General features: G+C 70.0%; 17 protein-coding genes and 1 tRNA gene. 16 read left to right on the plus strand and 2 right to left on the minus strand.

What is annotated here, in order from left to right; genetic code table 11:
* Window positions 1–59 precede the first annotated feature (59 nt).
* Window positions 60–135 (plus strand) — tRNA-Thr (locus tag AACH11_RS19420).
* A gap of 49 nt (window positions 136–184) precedes the next feature.
* Here AACH11_RS19420 and AACH11_RS19425 read toward each other — a convergent pair.
* The gene (locus AACH11_RS19425; protein ID WP_341375923.1) at window positions 185–520 is read right to left on the minus strand and encodes a hypothetical protein; all 336 of its coding nucleotides are present in this window, start codon (window positions 518–520) and stop codon (window positions 185–187) included.
* 331 nt (window positions 521–851) lie between these two features.
* On the opposite strand from AACH11_RS19425, the gene secA reads away from it, so the two are divergent.
* The 3 genes from secA to argJ all read left to right on the plus strand — a co-directional run bounded on the left by secA (window position 852) and on the right by argJ (window position 5,798).
* Complete coding sequence (gene secA, locus AACH11_RS19430) at window positions 852–3,596, plus strand: preprotein translocase subunit SecA (protein ID WP_341375924.1); 2,745 nt, start codon at window positions 852–854, stop codon at window positions 3,594–3,596.
* Window positions 3,597–3,850: 254 nt separating this feature from the next.
* Entirely contained in the window at window positions 3,851–4,384 is a 534-nt protein-coding gene (locus AACH11_RS19435; RefSeq protein ID WP_341375925.1) for an FxDxF family PEP-CTERM protein, read from the plus strand.
* A 184-nt stretch (window positions 4,385–4,568) separates the two neighbouring features.
* Entirely contained in the window at window positions 4,569–5,798 is a 1,230-nt protein-coding gene (argJ, locus tag AACH11_RS19440; RefSeq protein ID WP_341375926.1) for a bifunctional glutamate N-acetyltransferase/amino-acid acetyltransferase ArgJ, read from the plus strand.
* Window positions 5,799–5,908: 110 nt separating this feature from the next.
* Here argJ and ugpQ read toward each other — a convergent pair whose 3' ends face one another.
* A complete protein-coding gene (ugpQ, locus tag AACH11_RS19445) occupies window positions 5,909–6,661 on the minus strand; it encodes a glycerophosphodiester phosphodiesterase (RefSeq protein WP_341375927.1) in 753 nt (250 codons plus the stop codon).
* 378 nt (window positions 6,662–7,039) lie between these two features.
* On the opposite strand from ugpQ, the gene AACH11_RS19450 reads away from it, so the two are divergent.
* The 12 genes from AACH11_RS19450 to AACH11_RS19505 all read left to right on the plus strand — a co-directional run bounded on the left by AACH11_RS19450 (window position 7,040) and on the right by AACH11_RS19505 (window position 22,100).
* The gene (locus AACH11_RS19450; RefSeq protein WP_341375928.1) at window positions 7,040–10,990 is read left to right on the plus strand and encodes a DUF3683 domain-containing protein; all 3,951 of its coding nucleotides are present in this window, start codon (window positions 7,040–7,042) and stop codon (window positions 10,988–10,990) included.
* Between the two features lie 129 nt (window positions 10,991–11,119).
* Complete coding sequence (locus AACH11_RS19455; protein ID WP_341375929.1) at window positions 11,120–11,530, plus strand: gamma-butyrobetaine hydroxylase family protein; 411 nt, start codon at window positions 11,120–11,122, stop codon at window positions 11,528–11,530.
* 176 nt (window positions 11,531–11,706) lie between these two features.
* On the plus strand, window positions 11,707–12,438 hold the full coding sequence (gene ubiE / locus AACH11_RS19460; protein ID WP_341375930.1) for a bifunctional demethylmenaquinone methyltransferase/2-methoxy-6-polyprenyl-1,4-benzoquinol methylase UbiE: 732 nt from the start codon (window positions 11,707–11,709) through the stop codon (window positions 12,436–12,438).
* Window positions 12,439–12,682: 244 nt separating this feature from the next.
* The gene (locus tag AACH11_RS19465; protein ID WP_341375931.1) at window positions 12,683–13,636 is read left to right on the plus strand and encodes an EpsD family peptidyl-prolyl cis-trans isomerase; all 954 of its coding nucleotides are present in this window, start codon (window positions 12,683–12,685) and stop codon (window positions 13,634–13,636) included.
* 25 nt (window positions 13,637–13,661) lie between these two features.
* Window positions 13,662–14,531: a polysaccharide export protein EpsE gene (epsE, locus tag AACH11_RS19470; RefSeq protein ID WP_341375932.1), complete on the plus strand. Its 870-nt coding sequence runs from the start codon at window positions 13,662–13,664 to the stop codon at window positions 14,529–14,531.
* A gap of 43 nt (window positions 14,532–14,574) precedes the next feature.
* Window positions 14,575–16,002 (plus strand): chain length determinant protein EpsF, encoded by a 1,428-nt coding sequence (epsF, locus tag AACH11_RS19475; protein WP_341375933.1) that lies wholly within the window; start codon window positions 14,575–14,577, stop codon window positions 16,000–16,002.
* Window positions 16,002–16,916, plus strand: coding sequence for a polysaccharide biosynthesis tyrosine autokinase (locus AACH11_RS19480; RefSeq protein WP_341375934.1), 915 nt, complete (start codon window positions 16,002–16,004; stop codon window positions 16,914–16,916). The genes epsF and AACH11_RS19480 overlap by 1 nt, the downstream gene beginning before the upstream one ends.
* Window positions 16,917–17,055: 139 nt before the next feature.
* Complete coding sequence (gene xrtB / locus AACH11_RS19485) at window positions 17,056–17,922, plus strand: exosortase B (RefSeq protein ID WP_341375935.1); 867 nt, start codon at window positions 17,056–17,058, stop codon at window positions 17,920–17,922.
* A 28-nt stretch (window positions 17,923–17,950) separates the two neighbouring features.
* Entirely contained in the window at window positions 17,951–18,679 is a 729-nt protein-coding gene (locus tag AACH11_RS19490; RefSeq protein ID WP_341375936.1) for an exosortase C-terminal domain/associated protein EpsI, read from the plus strand.
* A 2-nt stretch (window positions 18,680–18,681) separates the two neighbouring features.
* Window positions 18,682–20,232 carry an O-antigen ligase family protein gene (locus AACH11_RS19495; RefSeq protein ID WP_341375937.1) on the plus strand — a complete coding sequence of 517 codons (1,551 nt, stop codon included), beginning with the start codon at window positions 18,682–18,684 and terminating at the stop codon, window positions 20,230–20,232.
* Between the two features lie 21 nt (window positions 20,233–20,253).
* Complete coding sequence (locus AACH11_RS19500; RefSeq protein ID WP_341375938.1) at window positions 20,254–20,829, plus strand: serine O-acetyltransferase; 576 nt, start codon at window positions 20,254–20,256, stop codon at window positions 20,827–20,829.
* On the plus strand, window positions 20,826–22,100 hold the full coding sequence (locus AACH11_RS19505; RefSeq protein WP_341375939.1) for a glycosyltransferase: 1,275 nt from the start codon (window positions 20,826–20,828) through the stop codon (window positions 22,098–22,100). The genes AACH11_RS19500 and AACH11_RS19505 overlap by 4 nt, the downstream gene beginning before the upstream one ends.
* The last annotated feature ends 2 nt before the right edge of the window (window positions 22,101–22,102 follow it).

Raw genomic sequence — 22,102 nt, forward strand, 5'->3', positions numbered from 1 at the left:
ACCTGACCGTGCGGCAGCGCCTGATCTGGCCCGTGCCGCATCCGCGCGGCAGGCCACTTGCCGGCTTAGCTCAGTTGGTAGAGCAGCGCCCTTGTAAAGCGAAGGTCATCCGTTCGATTCGGATAGTCGGCACCATCGCGACCTCGCCTGTCCCAGGCGGTCCCGTGTCCGTCCATCACCCCGTTCAGCGGGGGCGTGGCGGCATCAGCTTCAGTCGCACGGGTGGGCCGTCGTAGCCCTGTACCCGCAGATGGGCCTCGAAGGCCGGCACCATGTAGCGCAGCTTGGCGGCTGCGGCCTGGCTGGAGGCCAGCAGCGTCCAGCCGGACTCGTCCAGCGGCCCGGCCTGGACCTGGGTGCGCAGGGCGGGGGGCAACAGCGGCCGCAGCGCGTCCAGCCGGGCTTGCGAGGCCCGCAGCCGCTGCGTCAGCAGCGTCAGCGCGTCGCTGTCACGCATGACCTGGTCGATGCCGCGGGTGCCGGGAGGCAGCCAGGGCGTGGTCGGACGGTTCGGGTTCATGCGGGACGCTCGGGTGGGGCTGCGGGTCGGTTCGGCCCCCGGCCAGGGGCCGTCGCGACGGGCCCCGATGATAGACTCGACGGCTTTCCGGCGGGACGATCCACCGGACTTGTGTCCTGGCGCGATGCCCCCAGATGCTTCGTCGGCCAGCCTGGCGGGCGGACCTCGGCAGAGGTCTTCCGCGGGTGGCCCGAGGGCTCCTTGCATGGTCTGCGCACGACGCAGGCGCGACGCCGCGGACCGCGGTGGCGTGCCCCGCGTCCTCGCGTCTGTCGGGTGGGCTCGCGTCGCCGATTCCCTCCTTCACGCCCGACCGCGCGTCCTTTCCCGCATGTTGCCCAAGCTCCTGACCTCGATTTTCGGCAGCCGCAACGACCGGCTGCTCAAGCAGTTGCGTCGGGTGGTCGAGCAGATCAACGCGCTGGAGCCCCAGTTCGAGCGTCTCGATGACGCCCAGCTGCAGGCCAAGACCGACGAGTTCCGCCAGAAGCTGGCCGCCGGCAGCACCCTCGACGACCTGCTGCCCGAGGCCTTCGCCACGGTGCGCGAGGCGGGCAAGCGCGTCTTCAAGATGCGCCACTTCGACGTGCAGATGATCGGCGGCATGACCCTGCACAAGGGCAAGATCGCCGAGATGCGCACCGGCGAGGGCAAGACGCTGATGGCCACGCTGCCGGTCTACCTGAACGCGCTGTCCGGCAAGGGCGTGCACGTGGTGACGGTCAACGACTACCTGGCGCGCCGCGATGCCGAGTCGATGGGCCGTCTGTACGGCTTCCTCGGCCTGAGCTGCGGCGTCAACGTGCCGGGCATGACGCGCGAGCAGAAGCAGGCCGCCTACGCCGCCGACATCACCTACGGCACGAACAACGAGTTCGGCTTCGACTACCTGCGCGACAACATGGTCTACGAGACCGCCGATCGCGTGCAGCGGGGCCAGAACTTCGCCATCGTCGACGAGGTCGATTCGATCCTGATCGACGAGGCGCGCACGCCGCTGATCATCTCCGGTCAGGCCGAGGACCACACCGAGCTCTACGTGCGCATCAACGCCGTCGTGCCGGGCCTGAAGAAGCAGATCGGTGAGGCCGATCCGCGCACCGGCGAGGGCGTGATCGAGCCGGGCGACTTCACCGTCGACGAGAAGACCCACCAGGTCTTCCTGACGGAAGAGGGCCACGAGAACGCCGAGGCCCTGCTGGCCAAGGCCGGCCTGCTGGCCGAGGGCGCCAGCCTCTACGACGCGGCCAACATCACGCTGATGCACCATGTGTACGCGGCGCTGCGGGCCCACCACCTGTACCACAAGGACCAGCACTACGTGGCGCAGAACGGCGAGATCGTCATCGTCGACGAGTTCACCGGGCGCCTGATGAGTGGCCGCCGCTGGTCCGACGGCCTGCACCAGGCGGTCGAGGCCAAGGAAGGCGTGCAGATCCAGAGCGAGAACCAGACGCTGGCCTCGATCACCTTCCAGAACTACTTCCGCATGTACGCCAAGCTCGGCGGCATGACCGGTACGGCCGACACCGAGGCCTACGAGTTCCAGGAGATCTACGGTCTGGAGACGGTGGTGATCCCGCCGAACCGCCCGGTGCAGCGCACCGACGAGCTGGACCTGATCTACAAGACCGCCACCGCCAAGTTCAAGGCCGTGGTCGAGGACATCCGCGCCAGTCACGAGCGCGGCCAGCCGACGCTGGTGGGCACCACCTCGATCGAGAACTCCGAGCAGATCAGCCAGATGCTGGCCCAGGCCGGCCTGCCGCACAACGTGCTGAACGCCAAGCAGCACGCCAAGGAGGCCGAGATCATCGCCCAGGCCGGCCGGCCCGGCATGATCACGATCGCCACCAACATGGCCGGTCGCGGCACCGACATCGTGCTCGGCGGCAACGTCGAGAAGCAGGTGCAGTTCATCGAGGCCGACGACAGCCTGGCCGAGGACGAGAAGGCGCGCCGCATCCAGCAGCTCAAGGACGAGTGGGCCGGCCTGCACGAGCAGGTCAAGGCCGCCGGCGGCCTGCGCATCATCGCCACCGAGCGCCACGAGAGCCGGCGCATCGACAACCAGCTGCGCGGCCGTGCCGGCCGCCAGGGCGATCCGGGCCAGAGCCGCTTCTACCTGAGCCTGGAAGATCCGCTGATGCGCATCTTCGCCGGCGAGCGGGTGCGCTCGATCATGGACCGGCTGAAGATGCCCGAGGACGAGGCGATCGAGGCCGGCATCGTCAGCCGCTCGATCGAGGGCGCCCAGCGCAAGGTCGAGGGCCGCAACTTCGACATCCGCAAGCAGCTGCTGGAGTACGACGACGTCTCCAACGATCAGCGCAAGGTCATCTACCAGCAGCGCAACGAGATCCTGGAGAGCACGTCCGTCGATGCGCAGATCACGCATCTGCGGGCCGGCGCGATCGAGACGGTCGCACGCACCCATGTGCCGGTCGACAGTGTCGAGGAGCAGTGGGATCTGGCCGCGCTGGAGAAGACGCTGGCCGAGGAGTGGGGCATCACGCTGGCGCTGCGCGAGGACGTCGCCAAGCGCGACGCGATCACCGACGAGGAAGTCGTCGACGCCTGCGTGAAGGCGGCCCATGCCGTCTTCGAGACCAAGGTTGCCCAGGTCGGCCACGGCCAGTTCGATCCGTTCTCGCGGATGGTGCTGCTGCAGGCCATCGACAGCCACTGGCGCGAGCATCTGGCGGCGCTCGACTATCTGCGCCAGGGCATCCACCTGCGCGGTTATGCGCAGAAGAATCCGAAGCAGGAATACAAGCGCGAGGCTTTCGAGCTGTTCAGTCAGCTGCTGGAAGTGGTCAAGATGGAGGTCACGCGCCTGCTGCTGAACGTGCGCATCCAGAGCCAGGACGAGGCTGCCCGCGCGGCTTCGGCCATCGAGGAGCAGGCCGGCCAGTTCAGCAACGTCACCTACACCCATCCGAACGAGGATGGCAGTGTCAGCGCCGAGGCCGATCCGGCCACCGTTGCCGACGAGGTGCCGCGTGTCGGCCGCAACGACCCCTGTCCCTGCGGCAGCGGCCAGAAGTACAAGTCCTGCCACGGCAAGCTGGCCTGAGCCGGGCGACGGTGGCGTGATGCGTCGCCGTCGTGCCTGCCGGGGGCTCACGGGTGGATGTCCCGTTCAGGCCGCCCCCGGATTCGTGCGGTGAGCATCTGCCCACCCTTCCTCCTCCCCCGTGCACGCGGGGGCATGTGTGTCCCGGATTGACGAAGAATGCGACGGCAGGGGATGACAATTTGCCGCAGTGCGGTAGATTGCATTCCCAGTTCAAGCAGTTGGGATACCTTCCGTTTCAAGGAGGAAACTAGATGAATGCTTTCGTCAAGACGGCCGCTGCGCTGGCCGTCGCCCTGGTCAGTGGACTCGCGTCCGCGGCCACGCCGATCACGCTGACGCTCAATGGCAGCACGTACTCGGGCACCTTCACCGGTGACGAGGCCAGCAGCGAATTCACGCTCGATCTGTCGGCCCTGGGCCTGAGCGGTCCGGTCTACATCGGCACCTCGCTGCTGACGGCCAATTCGCTGATGGGCAGCGGCTACGACATCAGCGGTGCCACCTTCGACGGCAACGCCTTCACGCCGGCCATCGATGCGACGACCCAGTTCGGTTCGGTCGACTACTGGTACTACACCGGCCCGGTCAGCAGTTCCGGCACCTACACGCTGGTCGTCGACGGCGCCTCGCTGAACAACGGCTCCTTCACCGGCTCGATCGCCGTCAGCGCGTCCCCGATCACCCCGCCGCTGGCGCCGGTGCCCGAGCCCGAGTCCTACGCGATGATGCTGGCGGGTCTCGGCGCGATCGGCCTGCTGGCCCGTCGTCGCCGCATGGCCGACTGAGCGACGAGCGCTGCATCGGCTGGCCGTGACGGCCGCCGGTGCGGCGACCTCCTGCCGCGTGGACGGCGGCCCGGTGTCACGGGCCGCCGTTTTTCATGGTGGCTGCGCCCCGTGACACAAGGCCGGGCGGGTGCCCGATCCTAGAATCCCGCGGTTCCTCGACCTCTTCCCGCGCGATCCTGTCATGCCCGTCAATCTTGCTCCCATCGATCCTTCGGCCCTGCATCCGGTCCCCGGTCTGACCCTGGGCGTGGCCCAGGCAGGCATCCGCAAGGCCGGTCGCCATGATCTGGTCGTGCTGCAGTGGGCGGCCGGGTCGACGGTGGCCGGCGTGTTCACGAAGAACCGCTTCTGCGCCGCGCCGGTGCAGGTCTGCCGTGAACACCTCGCCGCTGACGTCGCGCCGCGCGCGCTGCTGGTCAACACCGGCAACGCGAACGCCGGCACCGGTGCCGATGGCCTGGCCCGTGCGCGTCGCAGCTGCGCCGCACTGGCCGCGCAGCTCGGTCTGGGCCCGCAACAGGTGCTGCCGTTCTCCACCGGCGTGATCATGGAGACGCTGCCGGTCGAGCGCATCGAGGCGGGTCTGCCGGCCGCGCTGGCCGACGCCAAGGCCGACAACTGGGCCCTGGCCGCACGCGGCATCATGACCACCGACACCGTGCCCAAGGCCGCCAGCCGCCAGGTGACGATCGGCGGGCGCACCGTCACCGTGACCGGCATCAGCAAGGGCGCCGGCATGATCCGGCCGAACATGGCCACCATGCTGGGCTTCATCGGCACCGATGCGGTGGTCGAGCGCGCGACGCTGCAGCAGCTGGTGCGCGAGGCGGCCGACCAGAGCTTCAACCGCATCACGATCGACGGCGACACCTCGACCAACGACTCGCTGCTGCTGATCGCCACCGGTGCGGCCGGCCATGCACCGGTCACCGCGCTGGACAGCGCCGACGGCGCCGTGCTGCGCGAGGCGGTGGTCGACGTCGCCCGCCAGCTGGCCCAGGCCATCGTGCGCGATGGTGAGGGCGCGACCAAGTTCATCGCCGTCCAGGTCGACGGTGGCCGTGATGCCGACGAGTGCGCGCGCGTGGCCTATGCCATCGCCCATTCGCCGCTGGTCAAGACCGCCTTCTTCGCCAGCGATCCCAATCTGGGCCGCATCCTGGCGGCCGTCGGCTATGCCGGCATCGACGACCTCGACCAGGGGCTGATCGATCTCTTTCTCGACCAGGTCCATGTCGCACGCCAGGGCGGCCGCCATCCGGACTACCGGGAGGAGGACGGCCAGCGCGTGATGAAGCAGTCCGAGATCACCGTGCGGGTCGATCTGCACCGCGGCGCGTCCAGCACCACGGTGTGGACCTGCGACCTGTCGCACGACTACGTCAGCATCAACGCCGACTACCGCAGCTGACGCGGATGGGCGGGCGGGCCGGCATGAGGTCCGCCCCGCCCGCCCCACCGGCCCCGTCGCCTTGCGGTGCGCGCCGCCGCAAGGCCCCGTGGCCGCGTTCCGGGGCGCGCTCAGTCCGGCGCGTGGCGATCGATCGCGTCGGTGATCAGGCCGTCGATGCCGAGGGCCAGCAGGCGCTGCACGTCCTCGGTCTCGTTGACCGTGTAGCACAGGCCCCGCCAGCGCTGCGCGCGCAGCGTGGCCAGCACGCCCGCGTCCATCAGCCGGTGGTCGGTGATGACGGCCTGCACGCCCAGGCCGCGGGCCAGTTCGGGCCAGCCCTCGTGCAGCGCATCGAGCAGCAGGGCGCGTGGCAGGCCGGGGGCGCCCTGGCGGGCACCGTCGAGGGCCACCGGGCTGAACGAGCTGAGCAGCGGCGGCGGCAGGCCCGAGCCGGCCCACAGCCGGGCGGCCTCGGCCGCCACCACCTCGCCGGTCAGGCGCTCCTGGCCCGGCACCGGTTTGAGCTCGATGTTCAGCGCCAGCCGGTTGCGCAGGATGAAGGCGGCCACGCCGGCCAGGGTGGCCAGCGGCTCGCCCGCATGGCGCCGGCCGTGCCAGCTGCCGGCGTCCAGCAGCGCCAGCTGCGACCAGCGCAGATCGCCGGCCCGGCCCAGGCCGTTGCTGGTGCGCTCCAGCGTCGTGTCGTGCAGCAGGAAGGGCACGCCGTCGGCCGACAGCTTCACGTCGCACTCGAAGGCGCGGTAGCCGTGGCGGGCGCCCAGACGGAAGGCGGCCAGCGTGTTCTCGGGCGCCAGGCGGCCGGCGCCACGGTGGGCGATCCAGCGCGGCAGGGGCCAGGCGGTGGGGGAGGGCTCCGGCATCGACATGGCCGTGATGATGCCGCCATCGCGCGGCGTCCGGATGACGGGGTCCACCCGGTGGGAGCGGCAACTTCGCACGCCGCAGCTTGCGTGGCAGGCGCCGTTGCGTCCGATGGCATGCCATCGATGACCTGACGTCGCGTCCGGTTGTCGCTTCCGGTCAATTGTGGGTCGCCCCGGTAGAATCGTCGGTCCTTCCGACTGGATGGCCGCCCGGATCCGATGCCGCGCGACGTGCCGATGCCCGGGCAGATGTGACTTCGCTGCGCATCTGGATCTCCCCAGGATCGCGCGGCGTGCGTGTGACGGGCGCCACCCGCATCCAGCCAGGTGCCGAGACAGGGCGCCATCCCGCTGCCCGCTCGTCGCCCGCCGTCCATGAACGCACCGCACGTCATCGCTCCCCTGGCCGAAGCCGCCGCCCTGGCCGACACGCACGACACGCCCCGTCTGCGCGAGATCCCGTACAACTACACCTCGCTGTCCGACCGCGAGATCGTGCTGCGCCTGCTCGGTGCCCGGGCCTGGGAACTGCTGAGTCTGCTGCGCGGCGAGCGCCGTACCGGCCGGTCGGCCCGCATGCTCTACGAGGTGCTGGGTGACATCTGGGTCGTCCAGCGCAATCCGTACCTGGAAGACGACCTGCTGGACAACCCCAAGCGCCGGCAGCTGCTGATCGATGCACTGCACCACCGGCTGCACGAGGTGCAGGTGCGCCGCACGCCGCAGGACGATCCGGTGCGCGATGGCCATGTGGGCGAGCTGCTGCAGGCCGCCCGCGCGATGGTCGAGCGCTTCGCCACCCGCTTCGGCGAGGTCGCCGCGCTGCGCGCCCGCGCCCGGCGCGCACTCGGCCGCGTGACGGCCAAGGACAACATCAAGTTCGACGGCCTCAGCCGGGTCGCCCACGTCACCGACGCCACCGACTGGCGCGTCGAGTTCCCCTTCGTCGTGCTGACCCCCGACACCGAGGCCGAGATGGCCGCGCTGGTGGCCGGCTGCGTCGAGCTCGGCCTGACCATCGTGCCGCGCGGCGGCGGCACCGGCTACACCGGCGGCGCCGTGCCGCTGACCTGGATGAGCGCGGTCATCAACACCGAGAAGCTCGAACAGATGACCGAGGTCGAGCTGGTCGAGATGCCGGGCCTCGCGCACCGGGTGGCGACCATCTGGACCGGCGCCGGCGTGGTCACCCAGCGGGTGGCCGATGCAGCCGAGCGTGCGGGTTATGTCTTCGCGGTCGATCCGACCTCGGCCGAGGCCTCGTGCGTCGGCGGCAACATCGCGATGAACGCGGGCGGCAAGAAGGCCGTGCTGTGGGGCACCGCGCTGGACAATCTGGCGAGCTGGAAGATGGTGACGCCGCAGGCCAAGTGGCTGGAGGTGATCCGCCTCGACCACAACCTGGGCAAGATCCACGACGTCGACGAGGCGCGCTTCGAGCTGCGCTGGTTCGACGCCACCGGCAAGGTGCTCGAGAAGACCGAGACGCTGGCCATCCCGGGCCGCACCTTCCGCAAGGAAGGCCTGGGCAAGGACGTCACCGACAAGTTCCTGGCCGGCCTGCCCGGCATCCAGAAGGAAGGCTGTGACGGCCTGATCACCAGCGCGCGCTGGGTCGTGCACCGCATGCCGGCGCACGTGCGCACCGTCTGCCTGGAGTTCTTCGGCAACCCGATCGAGGCCGTGCCCTCGATCGTCGAGATCAAGAACTTCATGTTCGCCGAGCAGAAGCGGCTGGCCGCCGGCGCGCCCCAGGGCACGCAGCCGGTGCTGCTGGCCGGCCTGGAGCATCTGGATGACCGTTATCTGCGGGCGGTCGGCTATGCCACCAAGAGCAAGCGCGGCGGTCTGCCCAAGATGGTGCTGATCGGCGACATCGTCGGTGACGACGAGGACGCGGTGGCGCGGGCCACCAGCGAGGTGGTGCGCCTGGCCAACGGCCGTTCGGGCGAGGGCTTCATCGCCATCAACGCCGACGCGCGCAAGAAGTTCTGGGCCGACCGCAAGCGCACCGCCGCCATCGCGCGCCACACCAACGCGTTCAAGGTCAACGAGGACGTGGTGATCCCGCTCGAGCGGATGGGCGAGTACACGCTGGGCATCGAGCGCATCAACATCGAGCTCAGCCTGCGCAACAAGCTGCAGCTGGTCGATCGGCTGGAGACGCTGTTCACCGGCGGCCGTCTGCCCGGTTTCGAGCATGTGGACGATGGCGAGGACACCGCCGCGGCCGAGCTGCTGGCCGACCGCGTGCAGCAGGCGCTGACCCTGCTGCGTGACGTGCGTGCGACCTGGAGCCACTGGCTGCACCACCTCGACGGCGTGCAGCCCAGCGAAGCCCGCAGCTACTTCGAGCAGTTGCAGGACAAGAGCCTGCGCGCGAGCTGGAAGGTGCAGCTGCTGCGTCCGCTGCAGACGCTGCTGGCCGGCGCCGCCTTCGCGCCGCTGCTGGCCGCCTGCCAGCGCGTGCACCAGGAGGTGCTGCGCGGCCGCACCTGGGTGGCGCTGCACATGCATGCCGGCGACGGCAACGTGCACACCAACATCCCGGTCAACTCCGACAACTACGAGATGCTGCAGACCGCCCACGAGGCGGTGGCCCGCATCATGGTGCTGGCGCGCTCGCTGGGCGGCGTCATCAGCGGCGAGCACGGCATCGGCATCACCAAGCTGGAGTTCCTGACCGACGAGGAACTGGCCAACTTCGCCGACTACAAGCGCCGGGTCGATCCCGAAGGGCGCTTCAACAAGGGCAAGCTGCTGCGCGGCGAGTCGCTGCGCCGCCTGGGCGAGGACGTGCACGCGGCCGACCTCAGCCATGCCTACACGCCGAGCTTCGGCCTGATGGGCCACGAGTCGCTGATCATGCAGCAGAGCGACATCGGCGACATCAGCGCGTCGATCAAGGACTGCCTGCGCTGCGGCAAGTGCAAGCCGGTGTGCGCCACCCACGTGCCGCGTGCCAACCTGCTGTACTCGCCGCGCAACAAGATCCTGGCCACCTCGCTGCTGGTCGAGGCCTTCCTGTACGAGGAGCAGACGCGCCGCGGCGTCAGCATCGCGCACTGGGAGGAGTTCGAGGACGTCAGCGACCACTGCACCGTCTGCCACAAGTGCGCGTCGCCGTGTCCGGTCAAGATCGACTTCGGCGATGTCACGATGGCCATGCGCAACCTGCTGCGCAAGATGGGCAAGAAGAGCTTCCGTCCCGGCAATGCGGCGGCGATGCTGATGCTCAACGCCACCAATCCGCAGACGATCAAGCTGCTGCGCTCGGCGGTGGTCGATGTCGGCTACAAGGCCCAGCGCTTGGCCAACGACGTGCTGAAGCTCGCCGCCCGCAAGCAGACGTCGGCACCGCCGGCCACCGTCGGCACCGCGCCGGTGCGCGAGCAGGTGATCCACTTCATCAACAAGAAGCTGCCGGGCGGCCTGCCCAAGCGCACGGCGCGCGCCTTGCTCGACATCGAGGACCGCGACTACGTGCCCATCATCCGTGACCCGAAGGGCGCGGCCGATGCGGAAGCCGTCTTCTACTTCCCGGGCTGCGGCTCGGAGCGTCTGTTCAGCCAGGTCGGCCTGGCCACCCAGGCCATGCTCTGGCATGCCGGCGTGCAGACCGTGCTGCCGCCGGGCTATCTGTGCTGCGGCTATCCGCAGCGTGGCTCGGGCCAGGTCGACAAGGCCGAGAAGATCATCACCGACAACCGGGTGCTGTTCCACCGCGTGGCCAACACGCTGAACTACCTCGACATCAAGACGGTGGTGGTCAGCTGCGGGACCTGCTACGACCAGCTGCAGGGCTACAAGTTCGAGGAGATCTTCCCCGGCTGCCGCATCGTCGACATCCACGAGTTCCTGCTGGAAAAGGGCATCACCCTGCCGGCGGCCGAGGCCGGCGCCTACCTCTACCACGACCCCTGCCACACGCCGATGAAGCTGCAGGAGCCGATGAAGACGGTCAAGGCGCTGGTCGGTCCGCAGGTGGTCAAGAGCGAGCGCTGCTGCGGCGAGAGCGGCACCCTCGGCGTGAGCCGGCCCGACATCTCGACGCAGGTCCGCTTCCGCAAGGAAGAGGAGATCCGCAAGGCCGAGACCGTGCTGCGCGCGCAGGCCTCGCTGACGCCGAAGGACGACGTGAAGATCCTGACCAGCTGCCCGAGCTGCCTGCAGGGCCTGAGCCGCTACCAGGACGACCTGCAAGGGGGGCTGCTGGAGGCCGACTACATCGTCGTCGAGATGGCGCGCAAGCTGCTCGGTGCGAACTGGATGCCCGAGTACGTGCAGCGCGCCAACGCGGGCGGCATCGAGCGCGTGCTGGTCTGATTCCGGCCGCCGGCCGCGTCGGCGGCCGGGCGTGAACCCCGTCAGGTGCGGGGCCTGCGGCTGCGGGCCCCGGAGCCGGGGCGCCAGTGTGTGCCCGCTACACTCGGGCATTCCCGGAGTCCTGCCCGCATGAGCCGTTCCGCCACGCCCCAACCGACCGGACTGACCGTCCACCAGACCTCGCGCCAGCTCGAGATCAGCTTCGACGACGGGGCGACCTTCCGCATCCCCTTCGAGCTGATGCGGGTGTACTCGCCGTCCGCCGAGGTGCAGGGCCACGGGCCCGGCCAGGAGGTGCTGCAGACCGGCAAGCGCGAGGTGCTGATCGAGCGCGTCGAGATGGTCGGCCACTACGCGATCCAGCCGTTCTTCAGCGACGGCCACGATTCCGGCCTCTACACCTGGGAACTGCTCCATCGCTTGGGGATGGAGCAGGACGCTCTGATGGCGCACTATTTGCGGCGTGTGGCCGATGCCGGCGTCGACCGGGATGCGCCGATGGCCGCCGCGGCGGCCGGTTGCGGCCACCACGGCCACTGAGCGCGCGCCGCGGCGCCGTTCCGCTTTCGCCCTGACTCCGCTCCGATTCCGCGCCGCCGGTTGGCCGGAGTGCCGTTCCGCCCGTCTCCGGGCGTCGGCGCTCCGCCGGCCGGCAGCCCCGACCGGCCCCCGTGGCCGGCCCTTCCTTCCCGCACAGCCACCGAACCCGCAGACCCATGGCGCAGACCCATTTCGGCTTCCAGACCGTTGACGAGCAGGACAAGGCGCGCCGGGTGCGCGGCGTCTTCGATTCGGTGGCGCGGCGCTACGACGTGATGAACGACGTGATGTCGTTCGGTCTGCACCGGGCCTGGAAGGCCTACACCGTGGCCGTCGCCCGTCTGCGGGCCGGTGACCGGGTGCTCGACATCGCCGGCGGGACGGGCGACCTGTCGCGCGCCTTCGCCCGCAAGGTCGGCCCGACCGGCGTGGTGCTGCACACCGACATCAACTTCGAGATGCTGTCCACCGGCCGTGACCGGCTGCAGGACGAGGGTCTGGTGCTGCCGACCACTGTCTGCGACGCCGAGGCGCTGCCGCTGCGCAGCGACAGTCTGGACCTGGTCAGCGTGGCCTTCGGTCTGCGCAACATGACGCACAAGGACCGTGCGCTGGCCGAGATGTGCCGCGTGCTCAAGCCGGGTGGCCGTCTGCTGGTGCTCGAGTTCAGCCAGGTCGCCGCGCCGCTGCGCAAGCCCTATGACTTCTACTCGCTCAACATCCTGCCGCTGATGGGCAAGCTGGTGGCGCGTGACGCGGACAGCTACCGCTATCTGGCCGAGTCGATCCGCATGCATCCGCCGCAGGCCGAGCTCAAGGCGATGATGAAGCAGGCCGGCTTCGGCCACGTGGACGTGCACAACCTGAGCGCAGGCATCGTCGCGCTGCACGTCGGGATCAAGTGCTGAGCCAGCGCGCGCTGCGCCGCGGCCCCGCATCCGCGGTGTGGATGCGACAGCCCCGCGCCGCGGAAGCCGTGGCGACCCTCGGTTTGCGGGATCTTCGTCACGTTCCGTATCGGTTTCGCCGTGAAATCGGTGACCCGGCTCTTTCACGGTCGGCCCCTACACTGCGTCGGACGGGCCCGGTCCCTGGTCCTTCGGCGTCCATCAGCCCTCACTCGACTTCCCGCCGGGAAGCGCACCGTTATCCATGAACACGTTCAAGCGTCGTCCCGTTCCGACCGTGCAGGCCCTGCGTTGTGGCGCCGTGGCCCTGGCCAGTGCCGGTCTGCTGCTGCTGGCCGGCTGCGGTGACAAGAAAGAGGGCGCAGGGGCCACGCAGACCGCTGCCAAGGTCAACGACAGCGAGATCACCGTCCACCAGATCAACTACGTCCTGCAGCAGCAGCGCGGGCTCAAGCCCGATCAGGTCGATGTCGCGGGTCGCCGTGCGCTCGAGCGTCTGATCGACCAGGAGCTCACGCTGCAGAAGGCCGACGCGATGAAGCTCGACCGCGATCCGCGCGTCGTGCAGCAGCTGGAGATGGCCCGTCGCGAGATCATCGCCCGCGCCTACCTCGAGAAGCTCGGTGAGGCCGTGGCCAAGCCGACGCCCGACGAGATCAAGAAGTACTACGACGAGAAGCCGGCGCTGTTCAGCCAGCGCCGGATCTACCAGCTGCAGGAGCTGACCATCGAGGCCAAGCCCGAGCAGTTCGCCGGCCTGCGCGAGAAGCTGGGCGCCTCCAAGACGATCGCCGACTTCATCGAGTACCTGAAGGCCGGCGACATCCGCTTCGCCGCCAACCAGGCGGTGCGCGCGGCCGAGCAGCTGCCGCTGGCCAGCCTCGACGCCTTCGCCCGCATGAAGGACGGTCAGGCCATGGTCAACCAGAGCCCGACCGGCCTGCAGGTGATCGTGCTGGCCGGCTCGCGCTCGCAGCCGGTCGACGAGGAGCGCGCGCGTCCGGTCATCGAGCAGTTCCTCGCCAACGACCGCAAGCGCAAGCTGGTCGAGGACGAGCTCAAGCGCCTGCGCGCCGAGGCCAAGATCAGCTACGCGGGCAAGTTCGCCGAGGGCGCGCCTCCCGCGGCCGCCGGTGGCGACGCCGCCGCATCCGAGACGACGGTCCTCCCGGCCGTCGGCGCCAGCGACACGAAATAAGGCCGGAACCCGGCAGACCCCACCCATGACGACGTCGATCAAGTCCCTCCGTCTGCCGCGTCCGGTCGCGGCCCTCGTCGCGGCCGCTCTGGCGCTGCCCCTGGTCCTGGCGGTGCCCGCACCGGCCCAGGCCCAGGCTTCGGCCACCACCCGTGCGGCCGCGGCCACGCCCGAATACCGCCTCGGCGCGGGCGACGTGCTGCGCATCAACGTCTACCAGAACCAGGATCTGACGCTGGAGACCCGGGTCACCGAGTCGGGCCTGGTCACCTATCCGCTGCTGGGCTCGCTGCGCCTGGGTGGCCGCAGCGTGACCGAGGCCGAGAAGCTGATCGCCGAGGGTCTGCGCAACGGCAACTTCGTCAAGCAGCCGCAGGTCTCGATCGTGATCCTGCAGGTGCGTGGCAACCAGGCCAGCGTGCTGGGCTACGTCAACCGCCCGGGCCGCTATCCGATCGAGGTCGCCGACATGCGCCTGTCGGACTTCCTGGCGATCGCCGGCGGCGTGCAGCCGGCCGGCTCGGACATGGTGGTGGTCACCGGCACCCGTGACGGTCAGCCCTTCCGCCGTGAGGTCGACCTGCCGACGATGTTCGCGCCGGGGGGCGCGCAGCAGGACATGCTGGTCCAGCACGGCGACATCATCTGGGTCGAGCGCCAGCCGATGATCTACATCTACGGTGAGGTGCAGCGCCCGGGGGCGATGCGCCTGGAGCGCGGCATGTCGCTGATGCAGGCGCTGGCCACCGGCGGCGGTCTGAACCAGCGCGGGACCGAGCGCGGCATCCGCGTGCACCGCACCGGCGCCGATGGCAAGACCCAGGTCCTGACGCCGGCGATGGACGACCGGCTGCGTGACGGCGACGTCGTCTACGTCCGCGAAAGCATCTTCTGAGCGCCCTGCGGGCCGTCGACCCATCATCGGAGGACCACAGGCCGTGAACCTGTCGACTTTCCTCGCGTCCCTGCGGGCCCGTTGGTGGCTGCTGGCCGCCACTTTCCTGATCACCGCGGTGACCGCGCTGGGCATCAGCCTGCTGCTGCCCAAGCGCTACCAGGCCATGGCCTCGGTGGTGGTCGACGCCAAGCCCGATCCGGTCTCGGCGATGATCTATCCGGGTCTGGCGTCGCCGGCCTTCATGAACACGCAGGTCGACGTGCTGCAGAGCGAGCGGGTCGCGCTGCGCGTGGTCCGCGAGCTCAAGCTGACCGACAACCCCGAGTTCCGCGAGCGCTGGCAGATCGAGGCCCGCGGCCGCGGCACGCTCGAGCAGTGGCTGGCCGGCATGCTGCTGAAGAAGGTCGAGATCCGGCCGTCGAAGGAGAGCAACGTGCTCTCCATCTTCGTCAGCTGGAGCGAGCCGCGCTTTGCCGCGGCCGTCGCCAACGCCTGGGTCAAGGCCTTCATCGCCACCACGCTGGAGCTGCGGGTCGATCCGGCCCGCCAGTACTCGACCTTCTTCGAGACGCAGGTGCGCGAGGCCCGCACCACGCTGGAGCGGGCCCAGGCCCGGCTGAGCGAGTTCCAGAAGGCCAACGGCATCATCGCCAGCGATGAGCGGCTGGACGTCGAGAACGCCCGGCTGCAGGAGCTCAGCAGCCAGCTGGTCGCCCTGCAGGCCCAGCAGGCCGATGCCGTCAGCCGTGACGCCCAGGTGGCCGCCCGCCGTGGCGACCGCATGCAGGAGGTGCTGAACAACCCCCTGATCAACCAGCTCAAGAGCGAGATCACGCGGGCCGAGGCCCAGCTGCAGGATCTGATGGCCCGCTATGGCGATGCCCATCCGCAGGTCATCTCCGCCAAGGCCAGTCTGGCCGAGCAGCGCGCCAAGCTCGACCAGGAGACCCGCGCCGCCGTCGGCAGCGTCGGCGTGACGCTCAACATCAACCGCCAGCGCGTGTCCGAGGTGCGTGGCGCACTCGAGAGCCAGCGCGACAAGCTCGTGCGCCTGCGCACGGTGCGCGACGAGGGCATGGTGCTGCAGCGCGACGTGGACAACGCGCAGAAGGCCTACGACACGGTCTTCGCGCGCAGCAACCAGACCCAGCTCGAAAGCCAGAACACGCAGAGCAACATCAACCTGCTGACCGAGGCCGTGTCCCCGGCCGAGCCCGCCGGTCCGAACGTGGCCCTGAACACCGTGATCGCCGCGATGGCCGGTCTGGTGCTGGGCGCCGGCCTGTGCGTGGTGCTGGAGCTGCGTGACCGCCGTGTGCGCGGGCCGCAGGACATCGCCGAGGCGCTGGACCTGCCGGTCATCGGTGTGCTGGGCGGTCCCGGTCCTGCCGTGGCCAAGCTGGCCCGTCCCCAGATGGCCCAGCGTCTGCTCGGCCAGAGCCCGGTTTCCGCGAACAAGGTCGTCTGATGTCGTCTTCCGATACCGTCACCCCGCGGCCGCGTGCCGTGTCGCCCGAATCCGCGGGCGCCGGCACGCCACAGGTGCGTGACCGTGCCATCGGCACCATCCTGGCCGAGCTGCGCCATCTGACGGCCGAGCAGGTCGAACGCATCGTCGCCGTCCAGCGCGAGCGCGGCGTGCGCTTCGGCGAGGCGGCCGTCTCGCTCGGCCTGGTCTCGGCCGACGACGTGATGCACGCGCTGGCCGAGCAGTTCCACTACCCGTACGCGGCCGAGGAGCGCCGTCAGCGCAGCGCCGAGCTGGTCGCGCTGACGCAGCCGTTCTCCGCCCAGTCCGAGTCCTTCCGCGCCATCCGCAGCCAGCTGATGATGCGCATGCAGACCGAGGAACCCGCGGGCGCCCGTGCGCTGGCCGTCATCAGCCCGGATTCGGGTGACGGCAAGAGCTTCTTCGTCGGCAATCTGGCGGTCACGCTGGCCCAGCTCGGCGGTCGCACGCTGGTGGTCGACGCCGACCTGCGCGGTCCGCGCCAGCACGAGATCTTCGGGGTGCCCAACCAGTCCGGCCTCTCGCTGGTGCTCTCCGGCCGGGTCGAGGAAAACGTCATCCATCCGGTCGACGGGGTGCCGGGCCTGTTCGTGCTGCCGGTCGGTGCGCCGCCGCCCAATCCGCTGGAACTGCTGGAGCGGCCGGCCTTCGGCCTGCTGCTGCGCGAGCTGACCAACAAGTTCAACCACGTGATCGTGGACACGCCGGCGGCGGTCTACGGTGCGGATGCCACGGTGATCGCCGCGCGCTGCGGTTCGGCCCTGATGCTGGCCCGCAAGGACCGCTCCCGCCTGGAGGGTCTGCAGACGCTGGCCGCGTCTCTGGCCGGGACGTCCACCCGCGTGGCGGGCGTGATCTTCAACGAGTTCTGACCCCCCGCGCCCGCGGTGCAGCGGCCCGGCCTTGCCGCCGCTACGCTGCGCCGGTCGTCGAACAGTGGCGGGCCTCGGCGGCCCGATAGCCTCCATCGTGTCTTCTGCCGCACGCTCTGCCTCTCCGTCCTCCACCGCCGTGCCGCCCTGGCTGGCGGCGCTGCTGCTGGGTCTCGGTCTGCTCGTGATGTACGGCCCGACGGTGGTCGACTTCATGCGCGGGCCCTGGCGCGGTGACCGCAACTCGCACGGGCCGATCGTGCTCGCGCTGTCGATCTGGTTCTTCACCTTCAACGCGCGGCGCGTGATGGGGCTGAAGCCGCCCTTGCCGCGCACGCCCCAGCCCGCGCTGGGCTGGCCGCTGCTGGTGATCGGCCTGCTGATGTACGCGATCGGCCGCTCGCAGGAGATCGCGCTGTTCGAGATGGGCTCGATGATCGTCGTGCTCGTCAGCCTGGCGCTGATCCACTGGGGCGGGGCGATCACGCGCCGTTTCTGGTTCGCGTTCTTCCTGCTGGCCTTCGCCGTGCCGCTGCCGCCGTCGATCGTCGATGCGGTGACCCAGCCGATGAAGCTGGCCGTCTCCTGGGCCGCCGAGCACGTGCTCTACAGCGCCGGCTACCCGGTCTCGCGCAGCGGCGTGATCCTGGGCATCGGCAGCTACCAGCTGCTGGTGGCCGACGCCTGTGCCGGCCTGAACTCGCTGTTCACGCTGGAGGCGCTCGGCCTGCTCTACATGAACGTGATGCGCCACGAATCGGTGTTCCGCAACGTCGCGCTGGCCCTCTTCATCGTGCCGGTGTCCTTCACCGCCAACGTCACGCGGGTGGTCATCCTCGCGCTGCTGACCTACCACTTCGGTGACGAGGTCGGCCAGGGCTTCATGCACGAGTTCTCCGGCATGGTGCTGTTCCTGACGGCCTTGATGCTGATCATCGGCGTCGACAGCGGCCTGCGCCTGATCGCCCAGCGCCTGGCGCGTGGACGCGGCGTGGCCGCCGCCTGAGTCCGCCGTTCCACCGACCGAGCCGACCATGAGCCTCCAACCCTCGATCGCTCCCCGTCTGTCCGTGCCGCGTCTGCCCCTGCGCGGGGCGGCCATCGCCCTGCTGGCGATGCTGCTGGCCGCCATGCTGGCCTGGCTGGCCACGCCACAGCTGAGCACCGGCGGCCGCCAGCCCGATCTCGACGCGATGGTGCCCAAGACCTTCGGCAACTGGCGTCTGCTGCCCAACGCGATGCAGCAGGTGCAGATGTCGCAGGGCGTGCAGACCAGCACCGAGCAGCCCTATGACCGCGAGCTGATGCGCACCTACGTCAACGACCAGGGCGAGGTGGTGATGCTGGCCCTGGCCTGGGGCGAGCGCCAGCGCCAGGACGTCAAGGTGCACCGGCCCGAGGTCTGCTATCCGGCCCAGGGCCTGAACGTGATGGACCTGCGCCCGGGCGCACCGCTGCTGCTGCCGGATGTCGCCCAGCCGGTGCCCACCGTGCAGATGCTGGCCGGCAACCGCGGCCAGCTGGAGGCCGTGCGCTACTGGATCCGCATCGGCGACACCTACGGCGGTGACGGCCTGCGCGCGCGCTGGTACATCCTCAACGAAGGGCTGCGTGGCCGCATCCCCGACGGCATCCTGGTGCGCGTCTCGCAGCGCCTGCGCACCGACGCCGAGGCCGAGCGTGCCCAGCAGCTGCTCGCCGGCTTCCTGTCCGAGATGACCGCGGCCGTGGCGGCGGCCGACCGCGGCGTGCTGGCCCGGTGATGATGTCGCCCGGGCTCGGGGGCTGGCGCACCGGCTGGCTGCGGCGCGGCCGTCCCGGGCCGGTCTTCACCTGGCGGCGTGACCGCTCCTGGGCCCGCGTCGCGGCCTGGGCGCTGGGCGCCGTGGTTCTGGTGTTCTTCTGCCTGTTCCTCGGCCTGTTCAGCGTGCAGCTGGGCGATCTGGCCGACCAGCGGCTGGCTTTCGCCTTCCTGCTGCCGATGTTCCTGGCCATCGTCTTCCTGCTCTTCATCAGCCCCAGGGGGCTGCTGGTGGGCATCCTGCTGATCCGGGCCGGGACCAACCAGGTGCTGTTCGAGGGGGCGCAGTTCGCCGGTATGGGCGGCCTGGGCGGGATGCTCAATCTGGCCGTCATCGTGCTGACGCTGGCCTTCGTCGCCCAGGATCCGAAGCGCGTGCCGCGGCCGGTCTGGATGGTCTGGGTGCCGTTCGTCGTCATGCAGTTCGGCGGCCTGATCCATTCGCCGGACCTGATGCCGTCGGTGCGCAACGCGCTGGCCAACCTGTCGTCGACGATGCTGTTCATCGCCGCCTTCTACTTCGTCGACGACCTCAAGAGCCTGCACCGCATGCTCAAGCTGCTGGTCTGGTGCGCGGTGCCGGTGGTCGGCGTCGGCATCTGGACGGTGGCCACCGGCCAGACCGCCGGGGCCCTCGATGACCCGACATCCAGCAGCGCGGGCCGCTACGCGGGCCCGTTCAATCACCCGAACATCATGGCCTTCTACCTGGTCCTGATGATCGGCGTGGTGCTCTACCTGTGGAAGGCCACGCAGGCCACCAGCCAGCTGCTGACGCGGATGTTCCACGTCAGCTTCATGCTGGTGATGTTCGGCCTGCTGCTGGCCACCAAGACCCGCAGCGCCTGGGTCGCCGCCTTCATGATGGTGGCGATGTACGGCGTGTTCGTCGAGCGGCGCTTTCTCGTCTACCTGGTGCTGGCCATGGTGGCGGCGATGGCGGTGCCGGAGGTGCGTGAGCGCGTGCTCGCGCTCGGCGAGGGCAACGAGGTGGTGCAGTACGCGCGCCTGAACTCGTTCGCCTGGCGCAAGGTGCTGTGGGAGAGCGCGCTGACCTGGATGGGCAAGGCGCAGTATCTGGCCGGTTATGGCTACGGCAGCTTCATGAAGCTGTCGACCATCTTCTTCCCGCTGGCCGGTGGCCGCGAGTGGGGCGCCCACAGCGTGCTGGTGCAGGCCTTCTTCGAGCTCGGCGTCCTCGGCCTGCTGGCCTGGACCTGGCTGTACGGCCGGCTGTTCATGATGTTCTCGGGCCTGTGGCGCTGCAGCCGTCCGCTGGCCATCACCGCGATGGGGCAGGTGGCCATGTACTACGTGGTCTCGGCGTCCGACAACATGCTGGGTTACCTGGTGTTCAACTGGTACTACTGGTTCGCGCTGGGGGCGATGCTGCGCTTCATGCTGGTCTGGCAGGCCGATCCGGTCCGTGCCGGTCAGCCCGTGCAACCGGTGGCCGCAGCCGTGCGGCGGCGCCCTGTGCTGCTGCAGGCCTGGCGGCCGGTGCGGCCGCGCTGAGTCCTCTCGACGACCGAGACGATGTCCCGCGATCCTGATTTCGATGCCGATCTGGCCGCCTATGGCGGCTGGCGTGCGCTGGCCCGCGAGCAGTCGCTGTGGGCGGTCTGGCTCTACCGCGCCGGCCGGCGCCTCGACCGCCGCCCACCGGGCGCGGCGCGGCGCTGGCTCTCCCGCCTGTACTGGCCCTTGTTCCGTCTGGTCGAGACCGTGACCGGCGTCAGCCTGCCCAAGGGCGCCGAGATCGGCCCTGGCCTGCGCATCTGGCACTTCGGCGGCATCTTCATCAACGAGTCCGCCCGCATCGGTGCCCGCTGCGTGCTGCGCCAGGGCGTGACGCTGGGCAACCGCCATCCGGACGGTCCGTCGCCCTGGCTGGGGGATGACGTCGAGATCGGCGCCTATGCGCAGATCCTGGGCGGCGTGCGCGTCGGCCACGGGGCCCGCATCGGCGCGATGGCGGTGGTGCTGCAGGACGTGCCCGATGGCGCGAGCGCGGTCGGCAACCCGGCGCGCGTCATCGCCGCCCGCGGTGTCCGTCCGTCGGCCGCGATCACGGCCGACGGCGGCCTGCCGCCGCCGGAGTCCGCCGCATGAGCGCCGCGCCGTTGCGCGTGGCCTATCTGGTCAACCAGTACCCCAAGGTCAGCCACACCTTCATCCGGCGCGAGATCCTGGCCCTCGAACGGGCCGGCGTCGAGGTGCACCGGCTGGCCATGCGTGGCTGGGACGCGCCCACGCCCGACGCCGATGACGCGGCCGAGCTGCAGCGCACCCACCATCTGCTGCGGGGCGGTCTGCTGCCGCTGCTGTGGGCCACGCTGCGGGTGGCGGCCGCCGCGCCGCGGCGCTGGCTGTCGGCGCTGGCCTGCACGCTGCGCATGGGCTGGCGGGCCGACCGTCCGGCGCCGGTGCACCTGATCTACCTGGCCGAGGCCTGTGCCGCCCTGCTGTGGATGCGCGCCCGCGGCGTCCAGCATGTGCATGCGCATTTCGGTACCAACTCCACCGCCGTGGCGCTGCTGCTGCGCCGGCTCGGCGGGCCGCCCTACAGCTTCACCGTCCACGGGCCCGAGGAGTTCGACAAGCCCGAGTTCCTGCACCTGGGCGAGAAGATGCGCGAGGCCGCCTTCACCGTGGCCATCACCGCCTACTGCCGCAGCCAGCTGATGCGCTGGGTCGATGCCACGCACTGGCCGCGCATCGCGATCGCCCACTGCGCGCTCGAGCCCACCTTCCACCAGGGGCCGGCGGTCGCGCCGGCGGGCCGGCAGCTGCTGTGCATCGGCCGGCTGTCCGAGCAGAAGGGCCATCTGCTGCTGATCGAGGCGGCCGGGCTGCTGGCGCAGCGCGGCATCGATTTCAACCTGGTGCTGGCCGGCGACGGCGAGCTGCGGGCGCCGATCGAGGCCCGCATCGCCGAGCTCGGCCTGGCGGCCCGGGTGCGCATCACCGGCTGGATCGGCAGCCACACGGTGCGCGAGCTGCTGTTGCAGTCGCGCGCACTGGTGCTGGCCAGCTTCGCCGAGGGCCTGCCGGTGGTGCTGATGGAGGCGCTGGCGCTGCGCCGGCCGGTGGTCACGACCTGGGTCAACGGCATTCCCGAGCTGGTCGAGCCCGGTGTCTGCGGCTGGACCTGCGCGCCGGGCGATGTCGATGCGCTGGCCGACGCGATGCACGCCTGCCTGCAGGCCGACGAGGCCCGCCTGGCCCGCATGGGGGAGGCGGGCCGTGAGCGGGTGCTGGCGGCCCACGATGCCGACATCGAGGCACGGCGCTTGCACGTGCTGATGCAGGCCTCGGCCGGTGGCGATGATCTGGCGGCCGTGGTGGCCGCGATGCCGCTGCAGACGCGGAAAGTGGATTGAAC

It is taken from the genome of Pseudaquabacterium rugosum, from assembly GCF_038066575.1.
In the GTDB taxonomy this organism is placed as follows: Bacteria; Pseudomonadota; Gammaproteobacteria; order Burkholderiales; family Burkholderiaceae_C; genus Pseudaquabacterium; species Pseudaquabacterium rugosum.

Excerpts from the sequence above, each read along its gene's own strand:
- AACH11_RS19425 (WP_341375923.1), bottom strand. The coding sequence starts at position 520 with ATGAACCCGAACCGTCCGACCACGCCCTGGCTGCCTCCCGGCACCCGC.
- secA (WP_341375924.1), top strand. The coding sequence starts at position 852 with ATGTTGCCCAAGCTCCTGACCTCGATTTTCGGCAGCCGCAACGACCGG.
- AACH11_RS19435 (WP_341375925.1), top strand. The coding sequence starts at position 3,851 with ATGAATGCTTTCGTCAAGACGGCCGCTGCGCTGGCCGTCGCCCTGGTC.
- argJ (WP_341375926.1), top strand. The coding sequence starts at position 4,569 with ATGCCCGTCAATCTTGCTCCCATCGATCCTTCGGCCCTGCATCCGGTC.
- ugpQ (WP_341375927.1), bottom strand. The coding sequence starts at position 6,661 with ATGCCGGAGCCCTCCCCCACCGCCTGGCCCCTGCCGCGCTGGATCGCC.
- AACH11_RS19450 (WP_341375928.1), top strand. The coding sequence starts at position 7,040 with ATGAACGCACCGCACGTCATCGCTCCCCTGGCCGAAGCCGCCGCCCTG.
- AACH11_RS19455 (WP_341375929.1), top strand. The coding sequence starts at position 11,120 with ATGAGCCGTTCCGCCACGCCCCAACCGACCGGACTGACCGTCCACCAG.
- ubiE (WP_341375930.1), top strand. The coding sequence starts at position 11,707 with ATGGCGCAGACCCATTTCGGCTTCCAGACCGTTGACGAGCAGGACAAG.
- AACH11_RS19465 (WP_341375931.1), top strand. The coding sequence starts at position 12,683 with ATGAACACGTTCAAGCGTCGTCCCGTTCCGACCGTGCAGGCCCTGCGT.
- epsE (WP_341375932.1), top strand. The coding sequence starts at position 13,662 with ATGACGACGTCGATCAAGTCCCTCCGTCTGCCGCGTCCGGTCGCGGCC.
- AACH11_RS19480 (WP_341375934.1), top strand. The coding sequence starts at position 16,002 with ATGTCGTCTTCCGATACCGTCACCCCGCGGCCGCGTGCCGTGTCGCCC.
- AACH11_RS19490 (WP_341375936.1), top strand. The coding sequence starts at position 17,951 with ATGAGCCTCCAACCCTCGATCGCTCCCCGTCTGTCCGTGCCGCGTCTG.
- AACH11_RS19495 (WP_341375937.1), top strand. The coding sequence starts at position 18,682 with ATGTCGCCCGGGCTCGGGGGCTGGCGCACCGGCTGGCTGCGGCGCGGC.
- AACH11_RS19500 (WP_341375938.1), top strand. The coding sequence starts at position 20,254 with ATGTCCCGCGATCCTGATTTCGATGCCGATCTGGCCGCCTATGGCGGC.
- AACH11_RS19505 (WP_341375939.1), top strand. The coding sequence starts at position 20,826 with ATGAGCGCCGCGCCGTTGCGCGTGGCCTATCTGGTCAACCAGTACCCC.